22 protein-coding genes are annotated in these 23,458 nt (G+C 63.6%); 14 read left to right on the top strand and 8 right to left on the bottom strand.

Annotated features, from left to right (window positions below):
• Positions 1-21: 21 nt before the first annotated feature.
• On the top strand, positions 22-996 hold the full coding sequence (locus AC0VX3_RS02890; RefSeq protein WP_475523457.1) for an AEC family transporter: 975 nt from the start codon (positions 22-24) through the stop codon (positions 994-996).
• Positions 997-1,008: 12 nt separating this feature from the next.
• Here the strand turns inward: AC0VX3_RS02890 and gluQRS are convergent, their stop codons facing one another.
• Positions 1,009-1,893 carry a tRNA glutamyl-Q(34) synthetase GluQRS gene (gene gluQRS, locus AC0VX3_RS02885; RefSeq protein ID WP_475523456.1) on the bottom strand — a complete coding sequence of 295 codons (885 nt, stop codon included), beginning with the start codon at positions 1,891-1,893 and terminating at the stop codon, positions 1,009-1,011.
• Positions 1,894-2,010: 117 nt separating this feature from the next.
• Between gluQRS and AC0VX3_RS02880 the strand changes: the two genes are divergently transcribed.
• A complete protein-coding gene (locus AC0VX3_RS02880; RefSeq protein ID WP_475523455.1) occupies positions 2,011-2,652 on the top strand; it encodes a DNA-3-methyladenine glycosylase family protein in 642 nt (213 codons plus the stop codon).
• Positions 2,653-2,692: 40 nt separating this feature from the next.
• On the opposite strand, the gene AC0VX3_RS02875 is transcribed toward AC0VX3_RS02880, so the two are convergent.
• A complete protein-coding gene (locus AC0VX3_RS02875; RefSeq protein ID WP_475523454.1) occupies positions 2,693-3,466 on the bottom strand; it encodes an alpha/beta hydrolase in 774 nt (257 codons plus the stop codon).
• A gap of 85 nt (positions 3,467-3,551) precedes the next feature.
• Between AC0VX3_RS02875 and AC0VX3_RS02870 the strand changes: the two genes are divergently transcribed.
• Positions 3,552-4,736 (top strand): glycosyltransferase, encoded by a 1,185-nt coding sequence (locus AC0VX3_RS02870; RefSeq protein ID WP_475523453.1) that lies wholly within the window; start codon positions 3,552-3,554, stop codon positions 4,734-4,736.
• A 32-nt stretch (positions 4,737-4,768) separates the two neighbouring features.
• On the opposite strand, the gene thpR is transcribed toward AC0VX3_RS02870, so the two are convergent.
• From thpR to AC0VX3_RS02855, 3 genes are all read right to left on the bottom strand, one after another.
• Entirely contained in the window at positions 4,769-5,305 is a 537-nt protein-coding gene (thpR, locus tag AC0VX3_RS02865) for an RNA 2',3'-cyclic phosphodiesterase (protein ID WP_348144140.1), read from the bottom strand.
• 174 nt (positions 5,306-5,479) lie between these two features.
• Positions 5,480-6,532, bottom strand: coding sequence for an NADP(H)-dependent aldo-keto reductase (locus AC0VX3_RS02860; RefSeq protein ID WP_475523452.1), 1,053 nt, complete (start codon positions 6,530-6,532; stop codon positions 5,480-5,482).
• Between the two features lie 42 nt (positions 6,533-6,574).
• Entirely contained in the window at positions 6,575-7,210 is a 636-nt protein-coding gene (locus AC0VX3_RS02855; RefSeq protein WP_475523451.1) for an arylesterase, read from the bottom strand.
• 123 nt (positions 7,211-7,333) lie between these two features.
• Between AC0VX3_RS02855 and AC0VX3_RS02850 the strand changes: the two genes are divergently transcribed.
• The 6 genes from AC0VX3_RS02850 to AC0VX3_RS02825 all read left to right on the top strand — a co-directional run bounded on the left by AC0VX3_RS02850 (position 7,334) and on the right by AC0VX3_RS02825 (position 15,456).
• Entirely contained in the window at positions 7,334-8,044 is a 711-nt protein-coding gene (locus AC0VX3_RS02850; RefSeq protein ID WP_475523450.1) for an ABC transporter ATP-binding protein, read from the top strand.
• Complete coding sequence (locus AC0VX3_RS02845; RefSeq protein ID WP_475523449.1) at positions 8,041-10,635, top strand: ABC transporter permease; 2,595 nt, start codon at positions 8,041-8,043, stop codon at positions 10,633-10,635. The genes AC0VX3_RS02850 and AC0VX3_RS02845 overlap by 4 nt, the downstream gene beginning before the upstream one ends.
• Before the next feature lie 157 nt (positions 10,636-10,792).
• Positions 10,793-11,566: a hypothetical protein gene (locus AC0VX3_RS02840; RefSeq protein ID WP_348144150.1), complete on the top strand. Its 774-nt coding sequence runs from the start codon at positions 10,793-10,795 to the stop codon at positions 11,564-11,566.
• Positions 11,567-11,735: 169 nt separating this feature from the next.
• Positions 11,736-12,518: a Bax inhibitor-1/YccA family protein gene (locus tag AC0VX3_RS02835; RefSeq protein WP_475523448.1), complete on the top strand. Its 783-nt coding sequence runs from the start codon at positions 11,736-11,738 to the stop codon at positions 12,516-12,518.
• A 139-nt stretch (positions 12,519-12,657) separates the two neighbouring features.
• The gene (locus tag AC0VX3_RS02830; protein WP_475523447.1) at positions 12,658-14,694 is read left to right on the top strand and encodes a S8 family peptidase; all 2,037 of its coding nucleotides are present in this window, start codon (positions 12,658-12,660) and stop codon (positions 14,692-14,694) included.
• A gap of 108 nt (positions 14,695-14,802) precedes the next feature.
• On the top strand, positions 14,803-15,456 hold the full coding sequence (locus AC0VX3_RS02825) for a uridine kinase family protein (RefSeq protein ID WP_475523446.1): 654 nt from the start codon (positions 14,803-14,805) through the stop codon (positions 15,454-15,456).
• A gap of 9 nt (positions 15,457-15,465) precedes the next feature.
• Here the strand turns inward: AC0VX3_RS02825 and AC0VX3_RS02820 are convergent, their stop codons facing one another.
• A complete protein-coding gene (locus tag AC0VX3_RS02820) occupies positions 15,466-15,855 on the bottom strand; it encodes a DUF2794 domain-containing protein (RefSeq protein ID WP_475523445.1) in 390 nt (129 codons plus the stop codon).
• A 459-nt stretch (positions 15,856-16,314) separates the two neighbouring features.
• Positions 16,315-17,715, bottom strand: a complete 1,401-nt coding sequence (locus AC0VX3_RS02815; protein ID WP_475523444.1) for an aminotransferase-like domain-containing protein — start codon at positions 17,713-17,715, stop codon at positions 16,315-16,317.
• A 134-nt stretch (positions 17,716-17,849) separates the two neighbouring features.
• Between AC0VX3_RS02815 and dctP the strand changes: the two genes are divergently transcribed.
• The 5 genes from dctP (at position 17,850) to AC0VX3_RS02790 (ending at position 22,713) form a co-directional block, all read left to right on the top strand.
• Positions 17,850-18,878 carry a TRAP transporter substrate-binding protein DctP gene (gene dctP / locus AC0VX3_RS02810; RefSeq protein WP_475523443.1) on the top strand — a complete coding sequence of 343 codons (1,029 nt, stop codon included), beginning with the start codon at positions 17,850-17,852 and terminating at the stop codon, positions 18,876-18,878.
• Positions 18,879-18,970: 92 nt separating this feature from the next.
• Positions 18,971-19,477, top strand: a complete 507-nt coding sequence (locus AC0VX3_RS02805) for a TRAP transporter small permease subunit (protein WP_475523442.1) — start codon at positions 18,971-18,973, stop codon at positions 19,475-19,477.
• Positions 19,474-20,787, top strand: a complete 1,314-nt coding sequence (locus tag AC0VX3_RS02800; RefSeq protein WP_475523441.1) for a TRAP transporter large permease — start codon at positions 19,474-19,476, stop codon at positions 20,785-20,787. The genes AC0VX3_RS02805 and AC0VX3_RS02800 overlap by 4 nt, the downstream gene beginning before the upstream one ends.
• A 15-nt stretch (positions 20,788-20,802) precedes the next feature.
• Positions 20,803-22,080, top strand: a complete 1,278-nt coding sequence (locus AC0VX3_RS02795) for a hydroxymethylglutaryl-CoA reductase, degradative (RefSeq protein WP_475523440.1) — start codon at positions 20,803-20,805, stop codon at positions 22,078-22,080.
• A 96-nt stretch (positions 22,081-22,176) separates the two neighbouring features.
• Positions 22,177-22,713, top strand: coding sequence for an N-acetyltransferase family protein (locus AC0VX3_RS02790; protein ID WP_475523439.1), 537 nt, complete (start codon positions 22,177-22,179; stop codon positions 22,711-22,713).
• Between the two features lie 31 nt (positions 22,714-22,744).
• Here the strand turns inward: AC0VX3_RS02790 and AC0VX3_RS02785 are convergent, their stop codons facing one another.
• Positions 22,745-23,353: a hypothetical protein gene (locus AC0VX3_RS02785; RefSeq protein WP_475523438.1), complete on the bottom strand. Its 609-nt coding sequence runs from the start codon at positions 23,351-23,353 to the stop codon at positions 22,745-22,747.
• Positions 23,354-23,458 lie beyond the last annotated feature (105 nt).

The raw sequence follows: 23,458 nt of genomic DNA, 5'->3' as shown, positions 1-23,458 counted from the left end.
AGCCAGAGGCCGAAGCTCGCCATGCTTGGACAAACCCTTTCCATTGTCGCCCCGGTCTTCATTCTGATCGGCATCGGCTATGCCCTGGCGCAATTTCGGGTTCTCAAACAAGATGCCAGCGAGGCCCTCGGACAATTTGTCTTTGTCGTCGCCATTCCGGTCCTGCTATTCCGCACGTTGATCGGTGCCGATCTCAGCTCGGGCGTGCCGCTGGCCCTGTGGGCGAGTTATTTCCTCGGGGTCGGAATTGCCTGGGTGCTTGGCGCCCTGATCATCCGAAAGGGCTTCGGCCGCGATGCCCGCGCCGGCGCGATCGGCGGCATCTCGGCGGCTTTCGCAAATGGCATCATGGTCGGGCTGCCTCTCATCTCCGCCGTCTACGGTGAAGCCGGACTGGTCCCCCTGCTTCTGATCATTTCGATCCATCTGGCGGTCATGACCATCCTGATGGCCGTTGCCATGGAACGCGCCGCCGCGATCGACAGCGGCACCACCAAACCGCCGCTCGGACAATTGCTCCTGGGCATCGCCAGGAAACTGGCCACCAATCCGCTCATCCTGGCCATTGTCATTTCATTCCTCTGGCGTCTGACCGGCCTCGAAATACCAGAAATCGGCATGGACGTTCTGAACCGCATCGCCGCGACGGCCCTGCCCCTGGCGCTGCTGTCCCTCGGCATGAGTCTGGTGCAATACGGCATGCGCGGCAACGTGATACCGGGCTTCCTGCTCGCCACGGTGAAGATCCTAGTGATGCCTGTCGTCGTTTTTGTCGCCGGGGCCTTCGTGTTCCAGCTGCCGCCGCTGTGGACCGCCGTCGCAACCCTGACGGCAAGCTGCCCGACCGGCGCCAACGCCTATATCTTCGCCAACCGCTATGGCACCGGCCATGCCATGTCGGCCAATGCGATCACCGTGACGACCCTGAGCGCCATCATCACCACGAGCCTGTGGATCTGGTTCCTGGACATGTGGTTCGGGCCGGGTCTGCTCTGAACAGGCCCCGGCTCAAAGACCGATCTGCCTGCGCAGCACCGCATGGGTCATGCCCGCCGCGCGCAGCGCCTTCAGGCTGGTGTCCCCGTTCGACTTCGACAATTTGCGGCCGTCCGTTTCCAAGACGAGCCGGTGGTGCCGGTAGACCGGCTGCGGCAGCCCGAGCAGATCCTGAAGCACCAGGTGAACGCTGGTGGCGTGATAAAGATCCTGCCCGCGCAGCACATCGGTGACCCCCTGGCGGGCGTCATCGACCACCACCGACAGGTGATAGCTGGTCGGTGTGTCCTTGCGCGCCAGCACCACGTCCCCCCAGGCAGCCGGATCGGCTTCGACCGAGACCGGCGGTTCGAACAGACCGCCGCCCTCAGCGCCCGCTTCCTGCCAGCTCGGCCGCGCGCCGATCCGCTCAAGCGCGCCCTTCATGTCGAGCCGCAGGGCGAACGGTGCGTCGCTGGCGGCCCGTTGCCGCAGTTCCGCATCGCACAGGACCGCCGCATCCCCCGGATAGAGTGGCGCGCCGTCCGGATCGCGCGGCCAGGCTTCGCCGGCCGCCTCCCGCTTCGACACGAACCCTTTGATCTCCGCGCGTGTCAGATAGGCTGGATAGACCAGGCCCGTGTCCTGCAGGCGTTCCAGCGCCGCGCGATAGAACGCAAAACAGTCCGACTGGCGGACGACCGGCTGCTCCCACTGCAGCCCCAGCCAGGTCAGGTCCTCGAACATGTCCCGTTCCAGCCCGGGCGTGCACCGGGTCCGGTCGATGTCCTCCACCCGCAGGAGCAGCCGGCCGTTGAGCGCGACAGCGGCACGGGCGTTGAGCAGCGCCGACAGCGCATGGCCGAGATGCAGATGCCCGTTGGGAGAAGGCGCGAAGCGGAAAACGTTTTTTGACATGCTGCCGGGTTGACGCGGAAGGGTGGAACTTACAAGACCTTCCTACCACTCCGGTGCCTGCACGCAAGTGAACGCCGCCGCGCTTTTGCATTCGCCTCGAACCCCGGGTCCGGCCACATGAAACCGATCGTGACAGAAGACGACATCCGGGCTGGATTGGCGGCGCTGATCTCGGCGGATACGCGCCTGGCCAGGATTGCCGATCGGGCCGGCCCGCTGCCCTTGCGGCGCCGCGCCGCGAATTTCGAGGGTCTCGCCCAGATCGTCGCCGGTCAACAGGTCTCGGTCGCCAGCGCGTCCGCCATTTTCAGCCGGCTGCAGACACTGGTCACGCCCCTCACCGCCGAACAGTTGAACGGGTTTTCCGATGAAGACCTGGCCGGCGCCGGGCTGTCCCGGCCCAAGATCCGGACCCTGCGTGCGGTGTCCGCCGCCTGTCTCGACGGGCTGGATCTGGCCGGGCTGGCCGAAGCACCGGCGGAGGAGGCGCACGCGCGCTTGTGCGCGATCAAGGGCATCGGCCGCTGGAGCGCGGATATCTTCCTGCTGTTCTGCGCCGGCCACCCGGACATCTTCCCGAGCGGCGACCTGGCCTTGCAGATCGCCGTCGGCGATGCCCTCGGACTTGCAGACAAGCCACCGGTGAAAGACCTCGACACCATCGCCGCCGACTGGGCCCCGCACCGGGCAATTGCCGCACGCCTGTTCTGGGCCTGGTACCGGGTCCTCAAACAGGGCCGCGAGGCGATGCCGCTATAGCGCTTGACGAGAGCTCCGCTTCGGGCTGCGCGTCGGCTGGCTATGGTTCCACCATCTCGGCGACCGCCCTTAGCAGCAGGTCGATGTCCTGCGGCCGGGACAGGCGGTGGTCGCCGTCGGGCACCAAAGTGAAGCTGACATCGTCCTGCGGCAGCGCTTCGAGCAGCCGGCGCGCGTGGGCAGCCGGAACATCCGGGTCTCGCGCCCCCTGCAGGATCGTGACCGGGCAGCCCGGATGCAACACCTTGTCCAGCAGGAGATGCCTGCGGCCGTCCTCGATCAGCTTTCGGGTGATGACGTAAGGGTTTTCGTCATAGGCGGATGGCTGTGCCCAGCGCCCCTCCGTGAGGATGGTTCGGCGAATATCGTCATCGAACCGCTGCTTCCACATCAGCTCCTCGGTGAAATCGACCGCCGGTGCGATCAGCACCAGGCCCTTGATGCGTCCCGTCGCCTTGCGGCCAAGCACCAGCAGAAGCGCGATCCAGCCGCCCATGGAAGAACCGACCAGCACGGTCCCGCCGGAACAGCACCGGTCGAACACGGCCTCCGCCTCTTCCAGCCAGTCGGAAACGCAGGCGCTCTCGAAATCGCCTCCCGACAGGCCATGCCCGGAATAATCGAAGCGCACCAGCTCCCGGTCGCGCGCTGCCGCGAAACCCGCCAGGGCTTCGGCTTTTGTCCCGGCCATGTCCGATTTGAAGCCGGACAACCACATCAGGCCAGGCTCCTGGCCCGGTGCCTTTCGCACCGCGATCCGGCGTGCCCCGGCCTTTTTTCCGACATTGATGAATTGCGGTTCGCCCGTCTCCATATTATGGCTCTCGTTCCGGTCGTCTGATCTGAACATGCCGTTTGACACAGACGCCACGTCTTGAAAAGTTTTCCGGAGGTCCGAATTGCGACAATTGCCCCCTGCGGCCACGATCCTGCAAGTGATCCCGGATCTGAATTCCGGCGGCGCGGAGCGGACATGCCTCGATGTCGCGCGCGCGGTGGTCGAGGCAGGCGGCACGGCTCTTGTCGTCAGTCAGGGCGGCCAACTGGTTCCGGAACTGACTGCCTCCGGCGCCGAGCACATCCTGCTTCCGGTCAAGTCGAAAAATCCGCTCACGATCTGGAAAAACGTGTCGCGGCTTGCCGATCTGGTGAAGGAGAGGAACATCAGCCTCCTCCACGCCAGAAGTCGGGCGCCCGCCTGGTCGGCCCTCTGGGCCGCACGAAAGACCGGAATTCCTTTCGTCACCACCTATCACGGCACCTACAATCAATCGAACGCGCTGAAGGCCAGGTACAATTCGGTGATGGCGCGCGGTGATGCGGTGATCGCCAATTCGCACTTCATTGCCCGGCTTGTGTCGGCCAGACACCCCTTCGCCGAAGGCCGGATCACGGTGATCCAGCGCGGGTCCGACCTCAACGGTCTGGAGCCGGACAATGTCAGCGCGCTCCGACAGCAGGCCTTGAAGGACCAGTGGGGGATCCCGGCGGGACACCCGATTATCCTGAACATGGCGCGGCTCACCTCCTGGAAAGGGCAGAGGGTGGTCATCGAGGCGATGGCGCGGCTGCCGGACACCGGCGGCGACGAGCCTATCGCGATCCTCGCCGGTGACCCGCAGGGACGCGAGAGTTATGTCACCGAGCTCAAGAAACTGATTGCCGACAACGCGTTGCACGACCGGGTGCGGCTGGTCGGGCATTGCGCGGACGTTCCGGCAGCGCTTGCACTGGCGGATCTCGCGGTTGTCGCCTCGACAGAGCCGGAAGCGTTCGGGAGGGCCGCCGTCGAGGCCCAGGCCGCCTCGGTTCCCGTCATCGTCTCGGATCTCGGCGCGGTGCCCGAAACCGTGCTGGCCCCGCCCGAGGTCGCCGAAGAAGAACGGACGGGCTGGCGTGTTCCGCCCGGCGATCCGGCCGCGCTTGCCGAGGCCATCGCGATGGCGCTGCGCCTGCAGCCGGAGAACCGGACACATCTGACCGACCGGGCACTGGCCCATGTCCGGCAGAATTTTTCCGTTGAAACCATGTGCGCGAAGACGCTGGATGTCTATGCCCGGTTGCTCAAGCCAACGTCCGGCTGAGCCGGGCAGCGCCTTTTATCCTTCAGGCCCGCTCACGCCGCCAGCGGATAAGCCTCTTCGACGAGATAGGGGCCGCCGCCCACGCTGGCTTTCGCGGAAAACAGCACGAAGCGTCCGGCAATGAAGGGCGGTGCCTGGAAGTTGCCGCGCTCGCTCAGCCATTTGGCGACATCCTCGTTGGTCGAACTCTTGCAGCGCGCGACCGTGACATGGGGAATGTACTTGCGGCGCTCGGGCGGCAGATGCAGGCGCTGAAGGATCCGTTCCTGCTCGGCCTGCAACTCGGCAAGCTGCGCCGACGGCTCGACACGCGCCCAGACCGCATGCGGCTTGCCGTTGCCGAAGGAACCCAGCCCGTTCAGCCGGATCTCGATCGGGTCACGGCGGATCCGGTCCAGCGCCGCGACCACCTCGTCGGCGGTGCGGTCGTCGATGTCGCCGATGAAGCGCAGGGTGAGGTGATAGTTTTCCGGATCGATCCAGCGGGTGCCCCGGAGACCTCCCTTCAGCATCGAAAGCATAAGGGCCGTCTCTGACGGAATCTCAAGGCCTGTAAATAGGCGCGGCATGGGTATTCCCTCCGCTGTAGCTGATGAAACCCATGAGGAATCAACTTCATGAAATTCGCAAGACAAAAAATTAAGTTTTTGGGATTCCTTCAGAAATTGCTCTCGCAGCCCGGCCGATGCCGGCCCCGGACTCCCGGGTTCCGGCCTCGCTGGCAGGTGTGATTCTTCCCGGATCTAGGGAGCCGGGTTGCCGAACTCCTGATGCAGCGCATCAATCTTTTCCAGGACGTCGCTGCTCAGGGTCAGGTCGGCGGCGCCGATATCCGTCTCCAACTGGTCGATCCGGGTCGCGCCGAGGATCACCGAGGTCACGAACGAACGCGACAGGGCGAAGGCAATGGACATTTGTGACGGATCGAGTCCCGCGTCCTTCGCCAGATCCAGATAGGCATCGACCGCCTCGATCGTGCGCGGATGTTCATAGCGCTGCAGACGGTCGAACAGGGTCTTGCGCGCGCCCGCCGGCAAGGCGCCGTTGCGGTATTTCCCGGTCAGATAGCCTTGTGCCAGCACCGAATAGGCCAGCAGTCCCACGTCCTCGCGCCGCGCAACTTCCGCAAGGCCGGTCTCGAAGGTCCTGTTGACGAGCGAATAGGCATTCTGGATCGAAGCCACGCGCGGCACGTCATGACCTTCGGATCCGGTGACGAAGCGCATTGTCCCCCAGGCGCTTTCGTTGGACACTCCGATGTGGCGCACCTTTCCCGCCTTGACCAGATCGGACAGGACTTCGAGCGTCGACTGAATGCTGTTTTCTTCCTCGGCGGGCGCCACATCCACCCAGCGCGTCGGGTTCGACCCGAAACCTGAAACGGTCCGGTCCGGCCAATGGATCTGGTAGAGGTCGATATAGTCGGTCTGCAGGTTCTTCAGACTGCGGTCGACCGCGAATTCGATCTGGGCACGGGTCAGCCGGCCTTTCTCGCCATTTTCCCGGAACCAGTCCATGTCCGTCCGGCCGACCGTCTTGGTCGCCATGATCACCTTGTCCCGGTTGCCGGTCTTCTTGAGCCAGGATCCGATGATCCGCTCGGTGCGCCCTTGGGTCTCTTTTCTGGGCGGTATCGGATAGAGTTCGGCGGCATCGAAGAAATTGATGCCTTTTTCGAGCGCAAGATCCATCTGCGCATGACCCTCGGCTTCCGAATTCTGTTCGCCGTAGGTCATGGTTCCGAGACAAAGAGCACTCACCTGCACATCCGTGCGGCCAAGACGGCGCTGTTCCATCAGGCTATCCTTCATATTTTGAATTGAGACATCCCGGAGTTTTCACTCCCGGGATGAGCGGGACCTGTCCAAAAGCGCTTCCACTTTCGGCAGAATGTTTTCAACGATGACGGCCACCCCCTTGGCATTGGGATGCATGCCGTCGGCAAGATTGAGATCCGGATCGAGGGCGACCCCTTCCAGAAAGAACGGATAGAGCAGGGCGTTATGCGCCGCGGCCACGTCCGCATAGATCGGATCGAAGCTCTGCGCATACTCCGGACCGAGATTGCGCGGCGCAATCATGCCGGCCAGCAGAACCTCGACGCCGCGCGCGCGCAAAAGCCGGGTAATCTCGTCGATATTCGTCCGCGTGATCTCCGGCGAGATGCCTCTGAGCGCGTCATTGGCGCCCAGTTCCACAATGACCACGTCGGTATCCGTCCCGACCGACCAGTCCAGCCGCGACAGTCCGCCCGAAGAGGTGTCACCCGACACGCTTGCATTGACGACCTCCACCGCGTGCCCGCCTGCCTCCAGGGCTTTTTGAAGTTGTCCGGAGAACCCGTCTCCCGCGGGCAGCTGATACCCTGCGCCGAGACTGTCGCCAAGCACGACCAGCTTGAAATCTTCGGCGTGAGCCGCGCTTGCGAGCAAAACGACAATCGAAACGATGAGAGGGGCAAGAAACCGGTTCACGCGAACTCTCTTTCAGGACTGGAAGACACGGGACATCAGGCCCATATGGTCGCAGGGAGTCCACTTGTCGAGGGCATGCATCCGTCAGGAAGACGATCGCACGTCCGTTGTAAAGGCCTGACAATGAAAAAATCGATCGCGATCGCCCTCGAAGATGTCCATCTGACCCTCGGCGACGGCGCCGGCCGGGTGCATATCCTGAAGGGGATCGATCTCGAGATCGAGCAGGGCACATCCGTCGGTCTTGTCGGCCCCTCCGGATCCGGCAAATCGACCTTGCTGATGGTCATGGCCGGCCTGGAACGGGCCGACACAGGTTCCGTGACGGTCGCCGGAACCGGTCTTGGACCGCTTTCGGAGGACCAGCTGGCCCGGTTTCGCGGCCGCAATGTCGGCATCATCTTCCAGTCTTTTCACCTGGTCCCGAACATGACGGCCCTCGAGAATGTTGCCGTCCCTCTTGAGCTTGCAGGCGATGGCGACGCCTTCGCCAAGGCCAGGGCGGAACTGGAGGCGGTCGGGCTCGGCCACAGGCTCTCCCACTATCCCGCCCAGCTTTCGGGCGGCGAACAGCAGCGCGTCGCCGTGGCACGCGCGCTCGTCGTCGAACCGGAAATCCTGATCGCTGACGAGCCGACCGGCAACCTGGACGATTCGACCGGAGCGCAGATCGTGGACATGATGTTTGCCGCGCAGAAAGCGCGCGGCACCACGCTCGTTCTGGTGACCCACGATCCGAATCTCGCAGCCAAATGCGGACGCATGATCCGCGTCCGCTCCGGCGAAATCGAGGAAGCCGTCGCGACCGCCGCCCCCCATGAGGTCCAGGCATGAGCGGCTTTGTGCCGGGATCGGCCTCACGCGGCCACCAGACATTTCCTCTGGCGGCCAGATTTGCCTTGCGGGAGCTGCGCGGCGGCCTCAAGGGATTCTACATCTTCATTGCCTGTATCGCTCTCGGCGTGGCGGCCATTGCCGGCGTCACCTCCGTGTCGCGCGCCCTGACCGAGGGAATCTCGCGCGAAGGCCAAGCGATTCTCGGCGGCGACCTCGCGTTCCGCCTCATTCACAGGCAAGCCGCGCCCGATCAGCTCGCCTACCTGGAGGACCTCGGAGACATCTCCCGCGTGGCCACCATGCGGGCCATGGCGCGGCTGCCCGAGAATGCGGATCGCGAAGGCAATCAGGCGCTTGTCGAACTGAAAGCCGTTGACGCTGCCTATCCGCTTTATGGCGCCGTCGCGTTGGCGGGCGGCCGGTCGCTGGACGAAGCGCTCGCGCAGACCGACGGGGTCTGGGGAGCGGTCGCCGATCCTGCGCTGCTGGCGCGGCTGGATCTTGCCGTCGGCGACACGGTGTCTCTGGGTCGCGGCACGGTCCGGATCACCGATGTGATCGCCAGCGAACCGGACAAGCTCGCGGGCGGCATGGAATTCGGCCCGCGTCTCATGGTCTCCGACGCGGCGCTGCCCGGCACCGATCTTGTGCAACCCGGCAGCCTCGTCCGCTGGCATTACCGGGTCCGCCTCAACCCGTCGCCCGGTCTGGAAGCGCTGGAGGCCATTGTCGAGGACGCCAGATCAGCCCGTCCGGACGCCGGCTGGCGGGTCCGCTCGCGCGCCAATGCTTCCCCGGGCCTTCAGCGCAGCATCGACCGTTTCGCCCAGTTTCTGACCCTGGTCGGCCTGACCGCGCTGGTCGTCGGCGGCGTCGGTGTCGCCAATGCCATCCGGGCCTATCTGGAAACCAAGCGCGAGGTCATCGCCAGCTTCAAATGCATGGGTGCCACCGGCGGTTTCGTCTTCAGGATCTATCTGGTGCAGATGATTGTCCTCGCGCTGATCGGCATTGCCGCCGGCCTCGTCATCGGGGCGTTGATCCCGTTTGCGGCGGCAGCCGCGCTGGACGGCGTGCTGCCGGTCGCCATGGCCGCGAATATCTACCCGACCGAACTGGGCCTGGGTCTGGCCTACGGTCTTCTGACGGCCCTGGCCTTCGCCCTCTGGCCGCTTGGCCGGGCCCATGACGTGCCGCCAACAGCCCTGTTCCGGGACATCGTCACCGGAGGCACGAAACTGCCGCGCAAGCGCTATCTGCTGGCAACCGCCGTGACTGTCGCCCTGCTCGCCGTGATCGCCGTGACCCTGGCCCACGACAAGCGCATGGCCGGGATCTATCTGGCCGCTGCCGCGGGCGCATTCGTGCTGCTGGTGCTGGTGGCCCGGGCCATCATGCATGTTGCCAGGCGTCTGCCGTCGATGCGCTCGACCGAACTCAGGCTGGCCATCGCCAACATTCACCGGCCCGGCGCATTGACGCCTTCCGTGGTGCTGTCGCTCGGCCTCGGGTTGACGCTGCTGGTGGCGCTTGCGCTGATCGACGGCAACCTGCGCCGGGAGCTCACCGCCACCATTGCCGACAAGGCGCCGAGTTTCTTCTTCGTCGACATCCAGAGCCAGGAGCGCGACGCTTTCGAGGCCCTTCTTGCCGCCGAAGCACCGAAGGCGAACCTGCAGAGCGTGCCGATGCTGCGTGGCCGGATCGTCAGCCTGAACGGAATCGCCTCCGAGGACTTCGTGCCGGCCCGCGACGGCTCCGGATGGGTCCTGCGCGGCGACCGCGGCATCACCTACGACGCCACCTTGCCGGAGAATTCCAAGCTGGTGGAGGGGGCCTGGTGGCCGGAGGACTATTCCGGCGTGCCGCTGGTCTCCTTCGACGCGGAAGCGGCAACCGATCTCGGGTTGAAAATCGGCGACGAGGTCTCGGTCAATGTGCTCGGCCGCGACATCACCGCGGAAATCGCCAATCTGCGCGATGTGGAATGGCAATCGCTTGCGATCAATTTTGTCATGGTGTTCTCCCCGAACACTTTCGCGGGCGCCCCGCACGCCCATCTGATGACCCTTGGCTGGGAAGACGACGTGCCTGTCAAGCAGGAGTTGGCGCTCCTGAAGACCGTCTCAAACGCCTATCCGACAGTGACCGCCGTCAGGGTCAGGGACGCGATTTCCCAGGTCAACGACCTGGTCGCGCAGCTTGCCTGGGCAATCCGGGGGGCCAGCTCGATCACGCTGGTCGCCAGCGTGCTCGTGCTCGCCGGTGCATTGGCCGCCGGACACCGCAGCCGGATCTACGATGCAGTCATTCTGAAAACCCTGGGAGCGACCCGGGCGCGCCTGATTGTCGCCTATGCGCTGGAATACGCCATTCTGGGGCTGACCACGGCGGTCTTCGCCCTGTTCGCCGGCGGTCTCGCCGCCTGGTATGTGATCACCCGGATCATGGACGGCAGTTTCGTGCTGATGCCGCTGACGGCAGCGGGCGCGGCGCTGATCGCGCTGGTGCTGACCGTCGGCTTCGGCCTGATCGGAACCTGGCGCATTCTGGGTGAAAAACCGGCACCGGTGCTGCGAAACTTGTAAAAAAAGCGTCAGCCGGGGACGAGTCCGGCCCGGCTGACGGAACCTTGCGGGAAACTGCAATCCGCTCCCGGCGGACTTCAGCCTGGCGCAACTTGCATGCGGTTTCATTCTTGGTTATCCGGTTATTGTCAGGGTAGGAAGTTCAAGGGGCCGCGCAATGTTTGAAATTTTTTACGGAAGCCGATTGAAAGTCATCTTGAAAGCCGCCGTGCTCGCAGCAGTCGTGAGCGTGCCGGTTGCGACAACGGCAACTGCCGAAAGCCCGTTCCACACGGGTGTCTGGCAGCTTGACACTCCGGAAGGTTCGCGTGGCCTGGTGGTCAGCGACTGGCTGGTCTTCGAGGATGGCCTGCCCAAGCGCTGGCTTTATCGCCGCGCCGGCACCAATGATGCCAATCAGTTCGACTTCTTCACCCGCACCATCGGCGACAGCGGCTACACGCCGGTCGGCATAAGGGTCTATCGCACCGGCGAAAACTCGATGAAATACACACTTGCGCCAAAAGGCGGCGAGCCGGTCGAGGTCACCGCGGAACGCCTGTCCATCCCGAACTTCACCAATTCCTGCCTCTCCGTCGAAAAGAAGGGCAAGCGCTTCTTCGGCAATTGGGCCGGCACCTCCGGATCCAAGCTGAAGAAACTGAATGTCCGGAAAAACCGGATCACCATCGACGGCGAAGCCCGCAATACCACGATCGAGGAAGTGCGCGTCGGCCGCATGGGCATCATGGAGGACGGCAAGCCTGTCGCATTCCTGACCGATGCAGGCGGCGACTATGCGGTTCTGCAGTGGTTCAAGCCGGGTGTGACCGTCGAGCAGATGCGCGACAAGGACAAGGAAATCCTGGATTTCGCGTCCGAGGAGATCGTGCGCAATCCGGGCGGCACCTGCGACCGGCAGATCGCATCGCGCCTCAAGGCCATGAAATAATCGCCCATTTGCAATCATATTGGAATAAGATGCCGTCAAAAGCGGAAAGATAACGAATTTTTCAGAATTTCCGTCTTGAGCTTGCAACAGCAATTTCCCATATGTTGAGGGAGTTGTGCTGCCTGTGACAACACGGGCACACGTCGAATAAAAGGGGAATACCACGACCATGTCGACCTTTGACCGTCAATCCCAAGGCACTTATGCGGGTGCCGGCACACGCGCCGAGGCCGGCATCGATCAGGGCCTGCGCGCCTACATGCTGGGCGTCTACAACCATATGGCCATCGGCCTCGCGCTGACAGGCTTCCTTGCGCTGGCGACCTCGATGCTGGCCACCACAACCGATTCCAGCCTGGCCGTCGCCAGCCTGGGCAACGGCAAGATGCTGACCCAGCTTGGCGCGACGCTCTATGGCAGCCCGCTGAAATGGCTCGTCATGCTGGCACCGCTCGGCATGGTGATGTGGCTGTCCTTCCGGATCCAGTCCATGAGCGCAAGTTCGGCCCGGATCATGTTCCTGGTCTATTCGGCCGTCATGGGGATTTCCCTGTCGTCGATCTTCCTCGTCTACACGGGTGGATCGATCGCACGCGTCTTCTTTATCACGGCGGCGTCCTTCGGTGCCCTGAGCCTGTTCGGCTACACCACCAAGAAGGACCTGTCCGGCTGGGGCTCTTTCCTGTTCATGGGTCTGATCGGCATCGTCCTCGCCTCGATCGTGAACATCTTCATGGCATCATCCGCCCTGCAGTTCGCGATCTCCGTGATCGGCGTTCTGGTGTTTGCCGGCCTGACGGCCTACGACACCCAGCAGATCAAGGAAATGTACTATGAAGGCGACAGCGCCGAGGTAGCCACCAAGAAGTCCGTGATGGGCGCCCTGCGGCTCTACCTCGACTTCATCAACATGTTCCTGATGCTGCTGCAGCTGTTCGGCAACCGCGAGTAATCCGGCAGTTCCGGACCATGCGAGACATTGGAAAGGCCCGGCATTCGCCGGGCCTTTTTTTGCCTGCCGCAAATGGGTGCTTTGACTGAAAGCACAATTTCCGGTTAGCATCGCGAATTGTCAATTTTACGGTCCCCCCATGCGCCATACCAAGGTCCGCCCGGCATCCATCCTGCCAGCAATTGTCTGCCTTTTGCCCGGGTCCGGTCTCGCGGATGAATTTTCCAATCAGTATGGCCTCGGGCTGATCGGCGCCCAGGCGGCCTTCCAGGCCGGCTACACCGGCAAGAACGCAAGTGTCGGCATTGTCGATACCGGCATAACGCCGGACCATACCGATCTGTCTCCCAACCTGAGCGGTTATTCCCTGGACGGATACACCCAGGATCCCGTCACCGACGATCCGAACGGCCACGGCACCCACGTCTCCGGCATTATCGGTGCGGCCTCCAACGGCACCGGCATGATGGGTGTGGCTCCGGACGCGAAGCTGACCGCCCTCACCATCTTCGACGAGGACGGCAGCGCGGACGACGATGAACTGGAGGTCGTCGTTCCTCGGGTTTACAGCTACGGCCTCGACAACGGCATCGAGTTCTTCAACAACTCCTGGGGAGGCAACGTCGTCGATCCGGAAGACGACGAGGACATTGCCGAGGGCCGTGCCTACATCCGCGAAAACATGCCGAACCAGCTGGGCGCCTTCCGGGATGCGGCCAACCGCGGCGCGGTCCTTGTCTGGGCCACGGGAAACGACGGGGACACCAATCCGGGCCTGGAAGCGCAACTGCCGCTCTATTTCTCCGAACTGACGTCAAGCTGGCTCGCCGTGACCGCAGTCGGCCGCGACGGCAAGATCACCGACTATGCGAACTGGTGCGGCGTGGCCGCGAACTGGTGCATGGCCGCGCCTGGCGGCGGTGACGACGAAGACGAGGACGGCATCTATTCCACAGCCACCGACGGCGGCTACGTCCGGTATTCCGGAACTTCGATGGCCGCGCCCCATGTCACCGGTGCCCTCGCCCTGGCCCGGGAGATGTACCCGAACGCCTCGGCGGCCGAACTCGCCGAACTTGTGTTGCAGACCTCAACCGATATCGGCGCCAGCGGGATTGACGGGGTCTATGGCTGGGGCCTCTTGAATGTCGGCAATCTGGTCGCCACCAAGCAGGCCACGACGGCCGCCTTTCCGGCCCAGGCCGTCTGGGCCCGGATGGACATTCTCAACCAGCTCATCGCTGTGACCCGGCGCGGCCAGGATCTGGCGGGATCCGGTGCCGGCAACAGCGTCATGGTCTCCACACATGGCGGGAGCAAGGGGCAGGCGTCCGGCAGGAGGATCGTCATCCAGCCGATCATGGCCGCCAGCCGGCTTTCGGGAGACGGGTCCGGCAGCGACGCCGAGTCGTGGTCGGGAGGCGTCTTCGGCAGCATGGAACTGCTGCGAACCGACACCACGACGTTTGGGACCGGTCTCGGGTTCACCGGCTCCAGGATCAAGTCGGGCAGCGACCGCGCCGATGTCACGGGATATCACCTGACGGTTTTCGGCACTTACGACGACGACCGTTATTTCGCGGATGCGGCCGCCGGCTTCAGCGTGTTCCGCACCAATCAGACGCGCAAGGACATTTCAGGCACGGGCGGCACGGTCCTCGGTGGGTCCGGCCTTACCGCCAGCAGTGAAAGCACCGACCTCGGCGGCTGGCTTGCGATGCGCGCCGGGTCCAGCTTCGACACGCGCGCCGGTGCGCTCCGGCCCTATCTGCATGGCCGCGTCGTGCATCAATGGATGGGCGCCTACGACGAGAGTGGTGCCGGCGTGTTCGACCTCTCCGCCCCGGCCGGCAACTTCACCGAAACAACGATCGGCCCGGGGCTCAACATGCGCCCGCGTGCCGCCGACCTCGCCTTCGCCACGGTTCACGCCCAATTCGACATCGCCTATGCCCGCGCCATCGGTCCGGACCAGTACAGCCGTGAAGTCCGGCTGCTCGGCTCTGACCTGACGGGCACGACCGCCGAGATCGGCCGGAACATCGCCCTCGTCGGGGCCGGCATGGAGTTCGATTTCAAGGAGTCCGGGCTGAAGAGCTCGATCGGCTATTCCGGAGCCTTTCGCGAAAACGCCGACAGCCACCTGGTCAACCTCAAGCTGTCGTTGAAGTTCTGAGCGCGGCCGGCAACCCCTGGCGGTTCACAGATTTCCCCGCTCGGCTTCGATCACGTCTTCGGGGGCGACAGACTGTCAGCCCCTTGATTTGAAAGCGCTCCGGTGCCGATGAACGACACGCAGAAACCAGTCCGGGATATTGCCACGCTGACGGCGCGGGTCCTGGAAGGAGCCCGGCACCGGGACAGTGTCTTCGTTGCCGTCAGCGGCTTCGCGGGCGCAGGAAAAACCACCCTGTGCCGGTCGTTGATGCAGGCACTTGCAGGCAAGGCGTGCCATTTCGAATGCGACCGGTTTTCCAGCCTCGGCTTCAAGGACCGCGAAAGGCGCATCGCGGAGCAGACCGGCGACGGCGGTAGGGCCGGCACCGCGGAAAACCCTCTGCACTGGTACGACTGGAACGAGATTGAAAAAGCGCTGAGCGCGCTGCGCGGGGAAAGGCGTCTGGAATTCAACCGTGCCTGGAACCCCGATTCCGGAGAACTCGACGCCTGTTACACGCTGGATCTCGGGGACAGCCGGCCGGCCGTCGTTCTGTGCGACGGCATCTTCCTGTTGCATGAGGCCGTCAGAAGCTGGTTCGACGCAACGATCTTCATTGACTGCCCGGAACCGCTCAGGCGCGCCCGCGGCCTGCGCCGCACGCAGGACCCGGACCGGCGAGACTACATGAACCGACTGGAGCGGATCCATTGCGAGCCCTACTTCCGGGAATTCTCGCCATCCGCCGACATCGTCTACAAACCGTCCGGCACCGCATGAAACCCGGCCCTAGGCGGTGACGACACGAAGGTGTTTCTTTTTCTCGAGCACCTTGAGAACCTGGCCAAGATCGTGACCCCGCTTCAGGATCACGCCGCCGGTGGCGACGACCGAATAGGCCCCCTGGCGCCGGGCCAGTTTCGGGTCCTTCTCGATCCGGTAAAGCGGCATTTCGGAGGACCTGCGGAACACCGAGAAAACCGCCCGGTCCTTCAGAAGGTCGATGGCATAGTCGCGCCATTCGCCGTCGGCCACCATGAGGCCGTAGAGCCTCAGGATCGTATTGAGTTCACGCCGGTCGAAGGCGACCACAGGTTTGGAAGGGGGAGCCGGCTGGGCCTGCGGCATCGGGATGGATCCCGTGCCGCGCTTGAACGCGCTGTCATCGGCTTCGCTCATTCCGCCTCCATTCCGTTTGCGGTTTCGCAGCGGTGAGGGAATCGCGCCGGGCACGGCCTGTCACCTGACTGTCATCTTGCGTTGCCTTGGGGTCGGATGGCAAGTCCGCAAAGCCGCGAAGGCCTCTTCAGGCCGCAATACCGGTAATTTTACGAGGGAATTTCCGGAGGAAAACGTACAAAAAAGACGTAACGGCACTTTGCCCAGAAAGAAAGAAGAAATTTCCTTGTTTTTGCCTCATTCCAGCCCTTGGCGAGCCATTTTGACCACCCATATTCAGATCATACCCTGATGGGTAGGACAAGCGGAAGCTGCGGAATGCATTAGCCCCCCAGCCCCCCGGAGTTTTCGCCGGTCCACCAGATTTATCTGAGTCAAACATCAGGGCAACTGAAGGGCCGGCGACAAGCCGGCCCTTTTCATTTGACGGCCTCCGTCAGGGCGCCCACCCCGGCCCCGTCATCTCGCCCTTTTCAGGAAATCGTCGAGAAATCCGAGAAACCTCGGGTCCGTGCCATAGGCCGCGTTGACCCGCATGGCCGCCCGCCGGCGGGTTTTGCGGTTCGGATAGAAAACCGAGCCCGGCGAAATGAAGATGCTCGCCCGGCTGGCTTCCGCGCATAATTCCTGTTCGTCGATCTCGCCGGGAAATTCGGCCCACAGATAAAATCCCGGTACGGAACTCTCCATCAGGGAAAGCCCCAGGGCTTCCAGACTGCCGAAAGCCGCCTTGTAGGCCTCCTCGACCCGCCCCCTGAGACGCCTGAGGTGACGCAGGTAATGACCCGCCTGGATGAGATTGAAGACAAACCGTTCAACATGCTCGGACGAATTGACCTGCGTGATCATCTTGATGTCCGCCAGGCGGCGGATGATCTCCGGCGAGCCGGCCACATAACCGCATCTCAGGCTGGCCGACAACGTCTTTGAGAAGCTGCCCAGATAAAGAACCCGGCTCAACTCGTTGAGCGCGGCAAGCCGCGGCAGCGTCGACGGCAGGATGTCGGACAGGGCATCGTTTTCCACCAGCAGAATGCCCCAGCGTTCGGCCAGTTGCATCAGCCCGAACGACCGTGACGGCGACAACGAGCCCCCGGTCGGATTGTGGCCGTGCGACTGGGTGAAGAACATCTTCGGCCGATGGATCGCGAGTTTCGCCGCGAGATCGTCCAGGTCCGGGCCATCCCTGTCCCGCCGGATGCCGACGATATTGAGCTTCGCGAACGTGAGCTTGGAAAACAGCGGATAATAGCCCGGTTCGTCGACAAAGACCGTGTCCCCCGGCTCGGTCAGGTGACGGATGATCAGGTCCAGCCCGTGGTTGACGCCGTTGGTCAGAAGCAGGCCGTCCGGCTGCACCGGGATCGAGCGCTCGAGCAACTGTATCCTCAGACGGTCGCGCAACGGACCGAACCCCCAGAAACTGCCGTAGCCGAACTGGATTTCTTCCGGATAGGGAACCTTGGCGACCGCAAAATGCCGCCTGAGTTCGGAGCCTTCCATCCAGAAGGGCGGGGGGCGGCCGTCCCCCGGGCGCACCTCGTAATGCTTTTCCAGTTGTTCACGCAGCAGGGAAATACCGTCGACGGCGGCGGCAACATGAGGCGCAGAAGGAGCCGGTGTGTCCGGCCTGACCTGGGAGATGTAATAGCCCGATCCGGGCCGCGCTTCGAGCAGGCCTCGGGCCACCAGCCGGTCGTAAGCCTCCGCCATGGTGTTTTTCGAGACGCCGTGGGCGCGGGCGCCGTGACGAACGGAGGGCAGCCGCTCAAAGGCCTTGTAGGCGCCCGCCTCCAGCATCAGCGTCACCTTTTCCACAATCTCGTCGACACGCGTGAGACGCCGTTTGCCGTCGCTCATAGGGTTGTCCCCCCGTTTTCACTGGGACAGTGACTTGAATTTTCCACCCAACCGTCCCTTGATTGTCCCACTACTTTTCATGACAGTTTGCGCCATTAGTCAAGAAAGCAAATGTCTGAACGGGAGGAAAAACAATGGCAGTAAACAGACGCGGGCTCCTTGCGGGTCTTGTCATGGGTGGGGTTGCACTGGCCGCACCGATCGCGGCACAGGCTCAGGATGCCGTGGAATGGCGCATGCAGGCGCTTTGGGACGCGGGCACCACACCGTATGAATACGAAAAGAAATTCGTCGAGCGCGTCAGCGAACTGACGGATGGCAAATTCGACATCAAACTGTTTTCCGCCGGACAGCTTGTCCCGGCCAACCAGGCTTTCGACGCCGTTCGCGCCGGTGCCTTCGAGATGATGAAGACCTTCGACGGCTACGAAGCCGGCAAGATCCCGGCCTTCGCCTTCACGTCTACGGTCCCCTTCGGCTTCCCCGATTCCGACCAGTATGAAGCCTGGTTCTATGAACTCGGCGGACTGGACCTCGCCCGCGAAGCCTATGCCAAGGCCGGTCTCTTCTACATCGCGCCGTCGGTCTATGGCGAAGAACCCATCCACTCCACGGTCAGGATGGAAACCATCGCGGACATGGCCGGCAAGAAAGGCCGTTTCGTCGGACTGGCCTCGGCCGTCATGGGAGACATGGACGTCGCCGTCACGCCAATGGCAACCGGTGAGGTCTACACGGCGCTTGAAAAGGGCCTGATCGATTTTGCCGACCGGGGCGACCTGACGGCCAACTACGAGGCCGGTCTGGCCGAGGTTGCCAAGTTCATCATCCTGCCCGGCGTGCACCAGCCGACCACCGCGACCAGCTATGTCGCCAATCAGGCGGCCTATGCGGCGCTTCCGGACGCCTACAAGGCGGCCCTTGCGGTTGCCGCGCGGGAAGTGTCCGGCGCGCTGCGCCAGCACATCCTGGTCCAGAATGTCGAAGTTCTTGAGAAGTATCAGGACAAGGGCGTCGAAGTGATCTACCTCGACCCGGCGGACGTGGCCGCCAATCGCCAGAAGGCCGTGGAAGCCTGGAAAAAGGCGACCAAGGACGACGACTTGGCAACCCGCGTCCTCAACAGCCAGGTTGACTTCATGACGTCTCTGGGTCTGCTCTAGGATCTCGTTCGATCTTCCTCCCGCCGGCTGGCGGCCGGTGCTTCGGCACCGGCCGCCAGCTGTGTGCCCCAGCCTTCCGCGGTCACGATGTCATGAATTCGATCTGCTCCTTCGTCACCGGTTTCAACCGGGTTCTGTTCCTTGTGGCCGCTGCGCTGATCTTCGCCGTGGTGCCGATGCTGCTGTTCGAGGTTGTCGCCCGCTACGCCTTCGATGCCCCGACGGTCTGGGCCATGGAGGCAAGTACGCTTGTCTTCGGTCCACATTTCATGCTGGCTGGTCCGTACCTGCTGCATCTGAAGGGCCATGTGGCCGTCGACATATTCAGTGACAAATTGCACGGACGAGCGAAAGCTGTCTCGGACGTGTTCACCTATCTTGTCGTCGCCGTTTTCGCCGGTGTGTTCGCCGTTGTCAGCTGGCCGCTGGCGATGAATGCCTACGGCATGGGCGAAACCAGCTTTTCCGCCTGGAACCCTCCGATCTGGTGGCTGAAGTTCATTGTGCCATTCGCCTTCGCGATGCTGTTCGCCCAGGCCGTCGTGGAAATCCTTCGCACGGTTTTTCCCGCTGAAAACACCATCGGAGCGGACGCATGAGCTCCGAATTCGTTCTTTTCATCATGTTCTCCGGCCTGATCGGCCTGCTGCTGACGGGCGTGCCGCTTGCCTTCACGCTCGGCGCGCTGGCCCTCGTCTTCACATTGCTGCTGTGGGGCCCGGCCGCCCTGACCGTGACGATCCTCAATCTCTATTCCACCATGACGTCGGAATCGCTGCTCGCGATCCCGCTCTACGTCATGATGGCAAGCACCCTGCAGAGATCCGGCGTCATCGAAAGTCTTTACCGGGCGATGGAACTGTGGTCGCGGCGCCTGCCGGGCGGACTGGCTGTGGGCACCATCGTCATCTGCACCATCATCGCCGCCATGACCGGCATCGTCGGTGCCGCGGTGGCCGCCATGGGCATGCTTGCCCTGCCCTCGATGCTCAAGCGCAACTACAGTCCGGAACTCGCCATCGGCACGATCTGTGCCGGCGGAACCCTCGGCATCCTCATTCCCCCGTCCGTGATCACCATTGTCTATGCGGTCACGGCCCAGGCCTCCATCGGCCAGATGTTCATCGCGGGCGTCGTGCCCGGACTGCTGCTGGCGTCCCTTTATATCGGCTACATCGTCCTGCGCGCGGCCCTCAACCCCGCCGTCGCGCCCCGGCCGGACGACAGCGAAGCCGCCACCTGGGACGAACGCATCGCCGCGCTGAAATCGCTGGTGCTGCCCCTCATCATCATCGTCGGCGTTCTCGGCACCATCTACATGGGCATCGCCACACCGACCGAGGCCGCCGCGGTCGGCGTGTTCCTCGCGTTCCTGTCCGCTCTGGTCGAGCGCCGTCTCGGCTGGGAACTTGTGTCCGGAGTGGCTCTGGACGTGGTCAAGGTCACGGCGATGATCCTCTGGATCACGATCGGCGCCCGGGCGTTCGTGGCGATCTTCACCGGCACCGGCGGCGCCGACTTCCTGCTGAACTTCATCCAGACCCTCGACGCCAGCCCCTGGGTCGTGCTGATGGTGATGCTGGGCATGCTGTTTCTTCTGGGCATGTTCCTCGACGAGATCGGCATCATCCTGTTGTGCGTTCCGGTGTTTCTACCGGTGATCGACTTCCTGGACTTCGACCGGCTCTGGTTCGGCGTCCTGTTCCTGGTCTCCGCACAGATGGCCTACATCTCGCCCCCCTTCGGCTACACGCTTTTCTACATGAAGGGAGTGCTGCCCTCCGGAATCGGCATGGGCACCGTCTACCGGGCCATTGTTCCCTTCATCCTCCTCCAGGCCCTCGGCATCCTGATCTGCGCGCTGTTCCCGCAGATCGTGCTCTGGCTTCCCAATTCCATGATCAACTGAACCGCAGGACATCCGATGAGCAACGTCACCTCGTCCCGAATTGAAGGCTTTCACAAAATGTCTCCGGAGGCCCGGCTGCAGGCCGTGGCCCGGCAGGCCGGACTCGACAATGAAGCCGTCGCCGGCCTCGCCGATGCGGCCTCCGGCCAGATCGACCTGGCCGACCGTCTGATCGAGAACGCCATCACCAGCATGGCCATCCCGGTCGGCATCGCCACCAACATCACCGTGGACGGACGGGACGTTCTGGTGCCGATGGCGACCGAAGAATCCTCGGTCATCGCGGCGGTCTGCAATTCCGCCAAGCGCTGCCGCTCCACCGGCGGCTTCCGCACCTCGACCAGCGGCCCGGTGATGGCCGCGCAGATTCAGCTTCTGGGCGCCGACGATCCGGAAAACGTCCGCATGAAGGTGCTGGAGCGCATCGGTGAAATCCGGATGATCTGCGATGCCACCGATCCGCTTCTGGTGAAATTCGGCGGTGGCTTCCGCGATCTCGACATCCGCGTCATCGGCACACCGGAAGGGCCGATGACCGTGGTGCACATCATTGTCGACACCCGGGACGCCATGGGCGCCAATGCGGTCAACAGCATGGCCGAGGCACTGGCACCGAAACTGGAGGAATGGACCGGCGCGCGCAGCCTGCTGCGCATCCTGACAAATCTGGCCGACCGCCGCCTGGCCCGCGTGCGCGCGGTCTGGCCGGTTGACGAAATCGGCGGAGACCGGGTGCGCGACGACATGCTGTCGGCGTATCATTTCGCCGATAGCGATCCCTACCGCGCGGCCACCCACAACAAGGGCATCATGAACGGCATCAGCGCCGTCGTGCTGGCGACAGGCAACGACACCCGGGCCATCGAGGCCGGAGCCCATGCCTTCACCGCCCGGGACGGCCGCTACCGCTCCATGACCCGCTGGGAGAAGGATGGCGACGGCAACCTCGTCGGCATCCTGGAAATGCCGATGGCGGTCGGCCTCATCGGCGGCGCCACGAAAATCCATCCGACGGCACAGGCCAACCTGAAGATTCTCGGTGTGACCACCGCCGACGAACTGGCCCGCATCATCGTCTCGGTCGGCCTCGCCCAGAATTTCGGCGCCATGCGCGCTCTGGCGACCACCGGCATCCAGAAGGGCCACATGGCCCTGCACGCCCAGAACGTGGCCATGATGGTCGGCGCTGCCGGCCCGGAAATCGACAGGGTCGCGGAAGAACTCAAGGCGCTCGGCAAGGTTCGCCAGGACGTCGCCGAAGAGATCCTTGCGCGCCTGCGCGCGGACGGCTGACCCGCCCGTTCTCGTCAGATTTCCGGAGACACGTCCGGCCGCGCGCCGTTTTCCGGCGACAGCCTCAAGATTGCCCCTTTTTCATTCGGGCTCTTGATGTATCCTTTTTTGACGATGACCACGGACCTGATCGATCTCCGCGCGGCCCGGACCGCGGATTGCGATGCCCTTGCCGGCATTCACTGCGAAGCCTGGCTGGGTGCCTATCGGGGTGTCCTGCACGGCGTCGACCTGCAGAAAATGGTGTCGCGCCGGGGCACGGACTGGTGGCACGGCGCGCTCGCCCGCGGCGTCGACATCCGGATCCTCACCATCGCCGACGTGCCCGCCGGCTATGCCACCAGCGGCCCCTGCCGGCTCGCCGACACCGGCATGGAAGGCGAGATCTACGAGCTGTACCTGAAACCGGAATATCAGGGCCTGGGCTTCGGCCGCACCCTGTTCGACCATGTCCGGGCCTCCCTTGCCGCCAGAAACATGTCCGGCCTCGCCGTCCAGGTGCTCAGCGACAACCAGCCCGCCCGCGCCTTCTACAAGGCCGTCGGCGGCCGGCTGTCGGCGAAGTCCTGGTACCGGCCCGGCGGCCGCCGGCTGGAACTGTCGATCTACACCTGGCCGGCGAAGTCCGCCTGATCAGACAGGTTCCTATCAATTGCGGTTGGTGTCACCACTGGAGAATGCCGGGTTGTCCCAGGATCCGCGGCGGCTCGGCACAGTCGAACGTGCCTGCAAGCGTATCGGCGGCCTGACGTGCCATGACATTGGCATTGCTGTTGGCCTGGGCATCGACCCGCGCGATCTGGCAGGTGCCGCCACCGGGTTTCAACTGGGTCACGATCAGGACGCTGCCGGTGCTGGCGCCGTCATCCAGGCTCGGGAACCAGCGCAGGATCGTGGCAACCGGCGTTCCGCCATCAAGGCGCCACTCGAGGGTCTCGTTGACGGTGTTGAAATTCGGCAATGTCTGCCCGGCCGCCGGTTCGTCCGCGGCGAACGGGCCGAAGGAGACGAACATGCGCAGGTCGCCCTCGGCGACGTAAACCGCCTGCCCCTGGTACCCGGGGCACTCCCAGGCGCCGCCGAAGGTGCCTTCCTCGGAAGCGGTTTCGATCTGGGCGCAGGCCTCAAGCCGGATCTTGGTGTAGACGCTGTCCGCCCCTGCCGCGCGGGCTTGCGGCAGGGGTCCCGCCAGCACCAGAATGAACACCATCAGCATCAAGGGAACCATTGCTGGCGGAAAAACCCGTTTCAGACCACATGTCAGCCGTGTCATGATTGCACCTCCACACCAGGTTCAGCGACCGGATCAAGCCACGTTAATCAATTAGGTGCAATGCAAAATTAAAGGCTTGAACTTCCCCGGCGGGATTGCGATAGA

Source organism: Roseibium sp. QJM3NY_11 (assembly GCF_056173175.1).
This window is presented reverse-complemented; position numbering and strand designations above follow the sequence as displayed.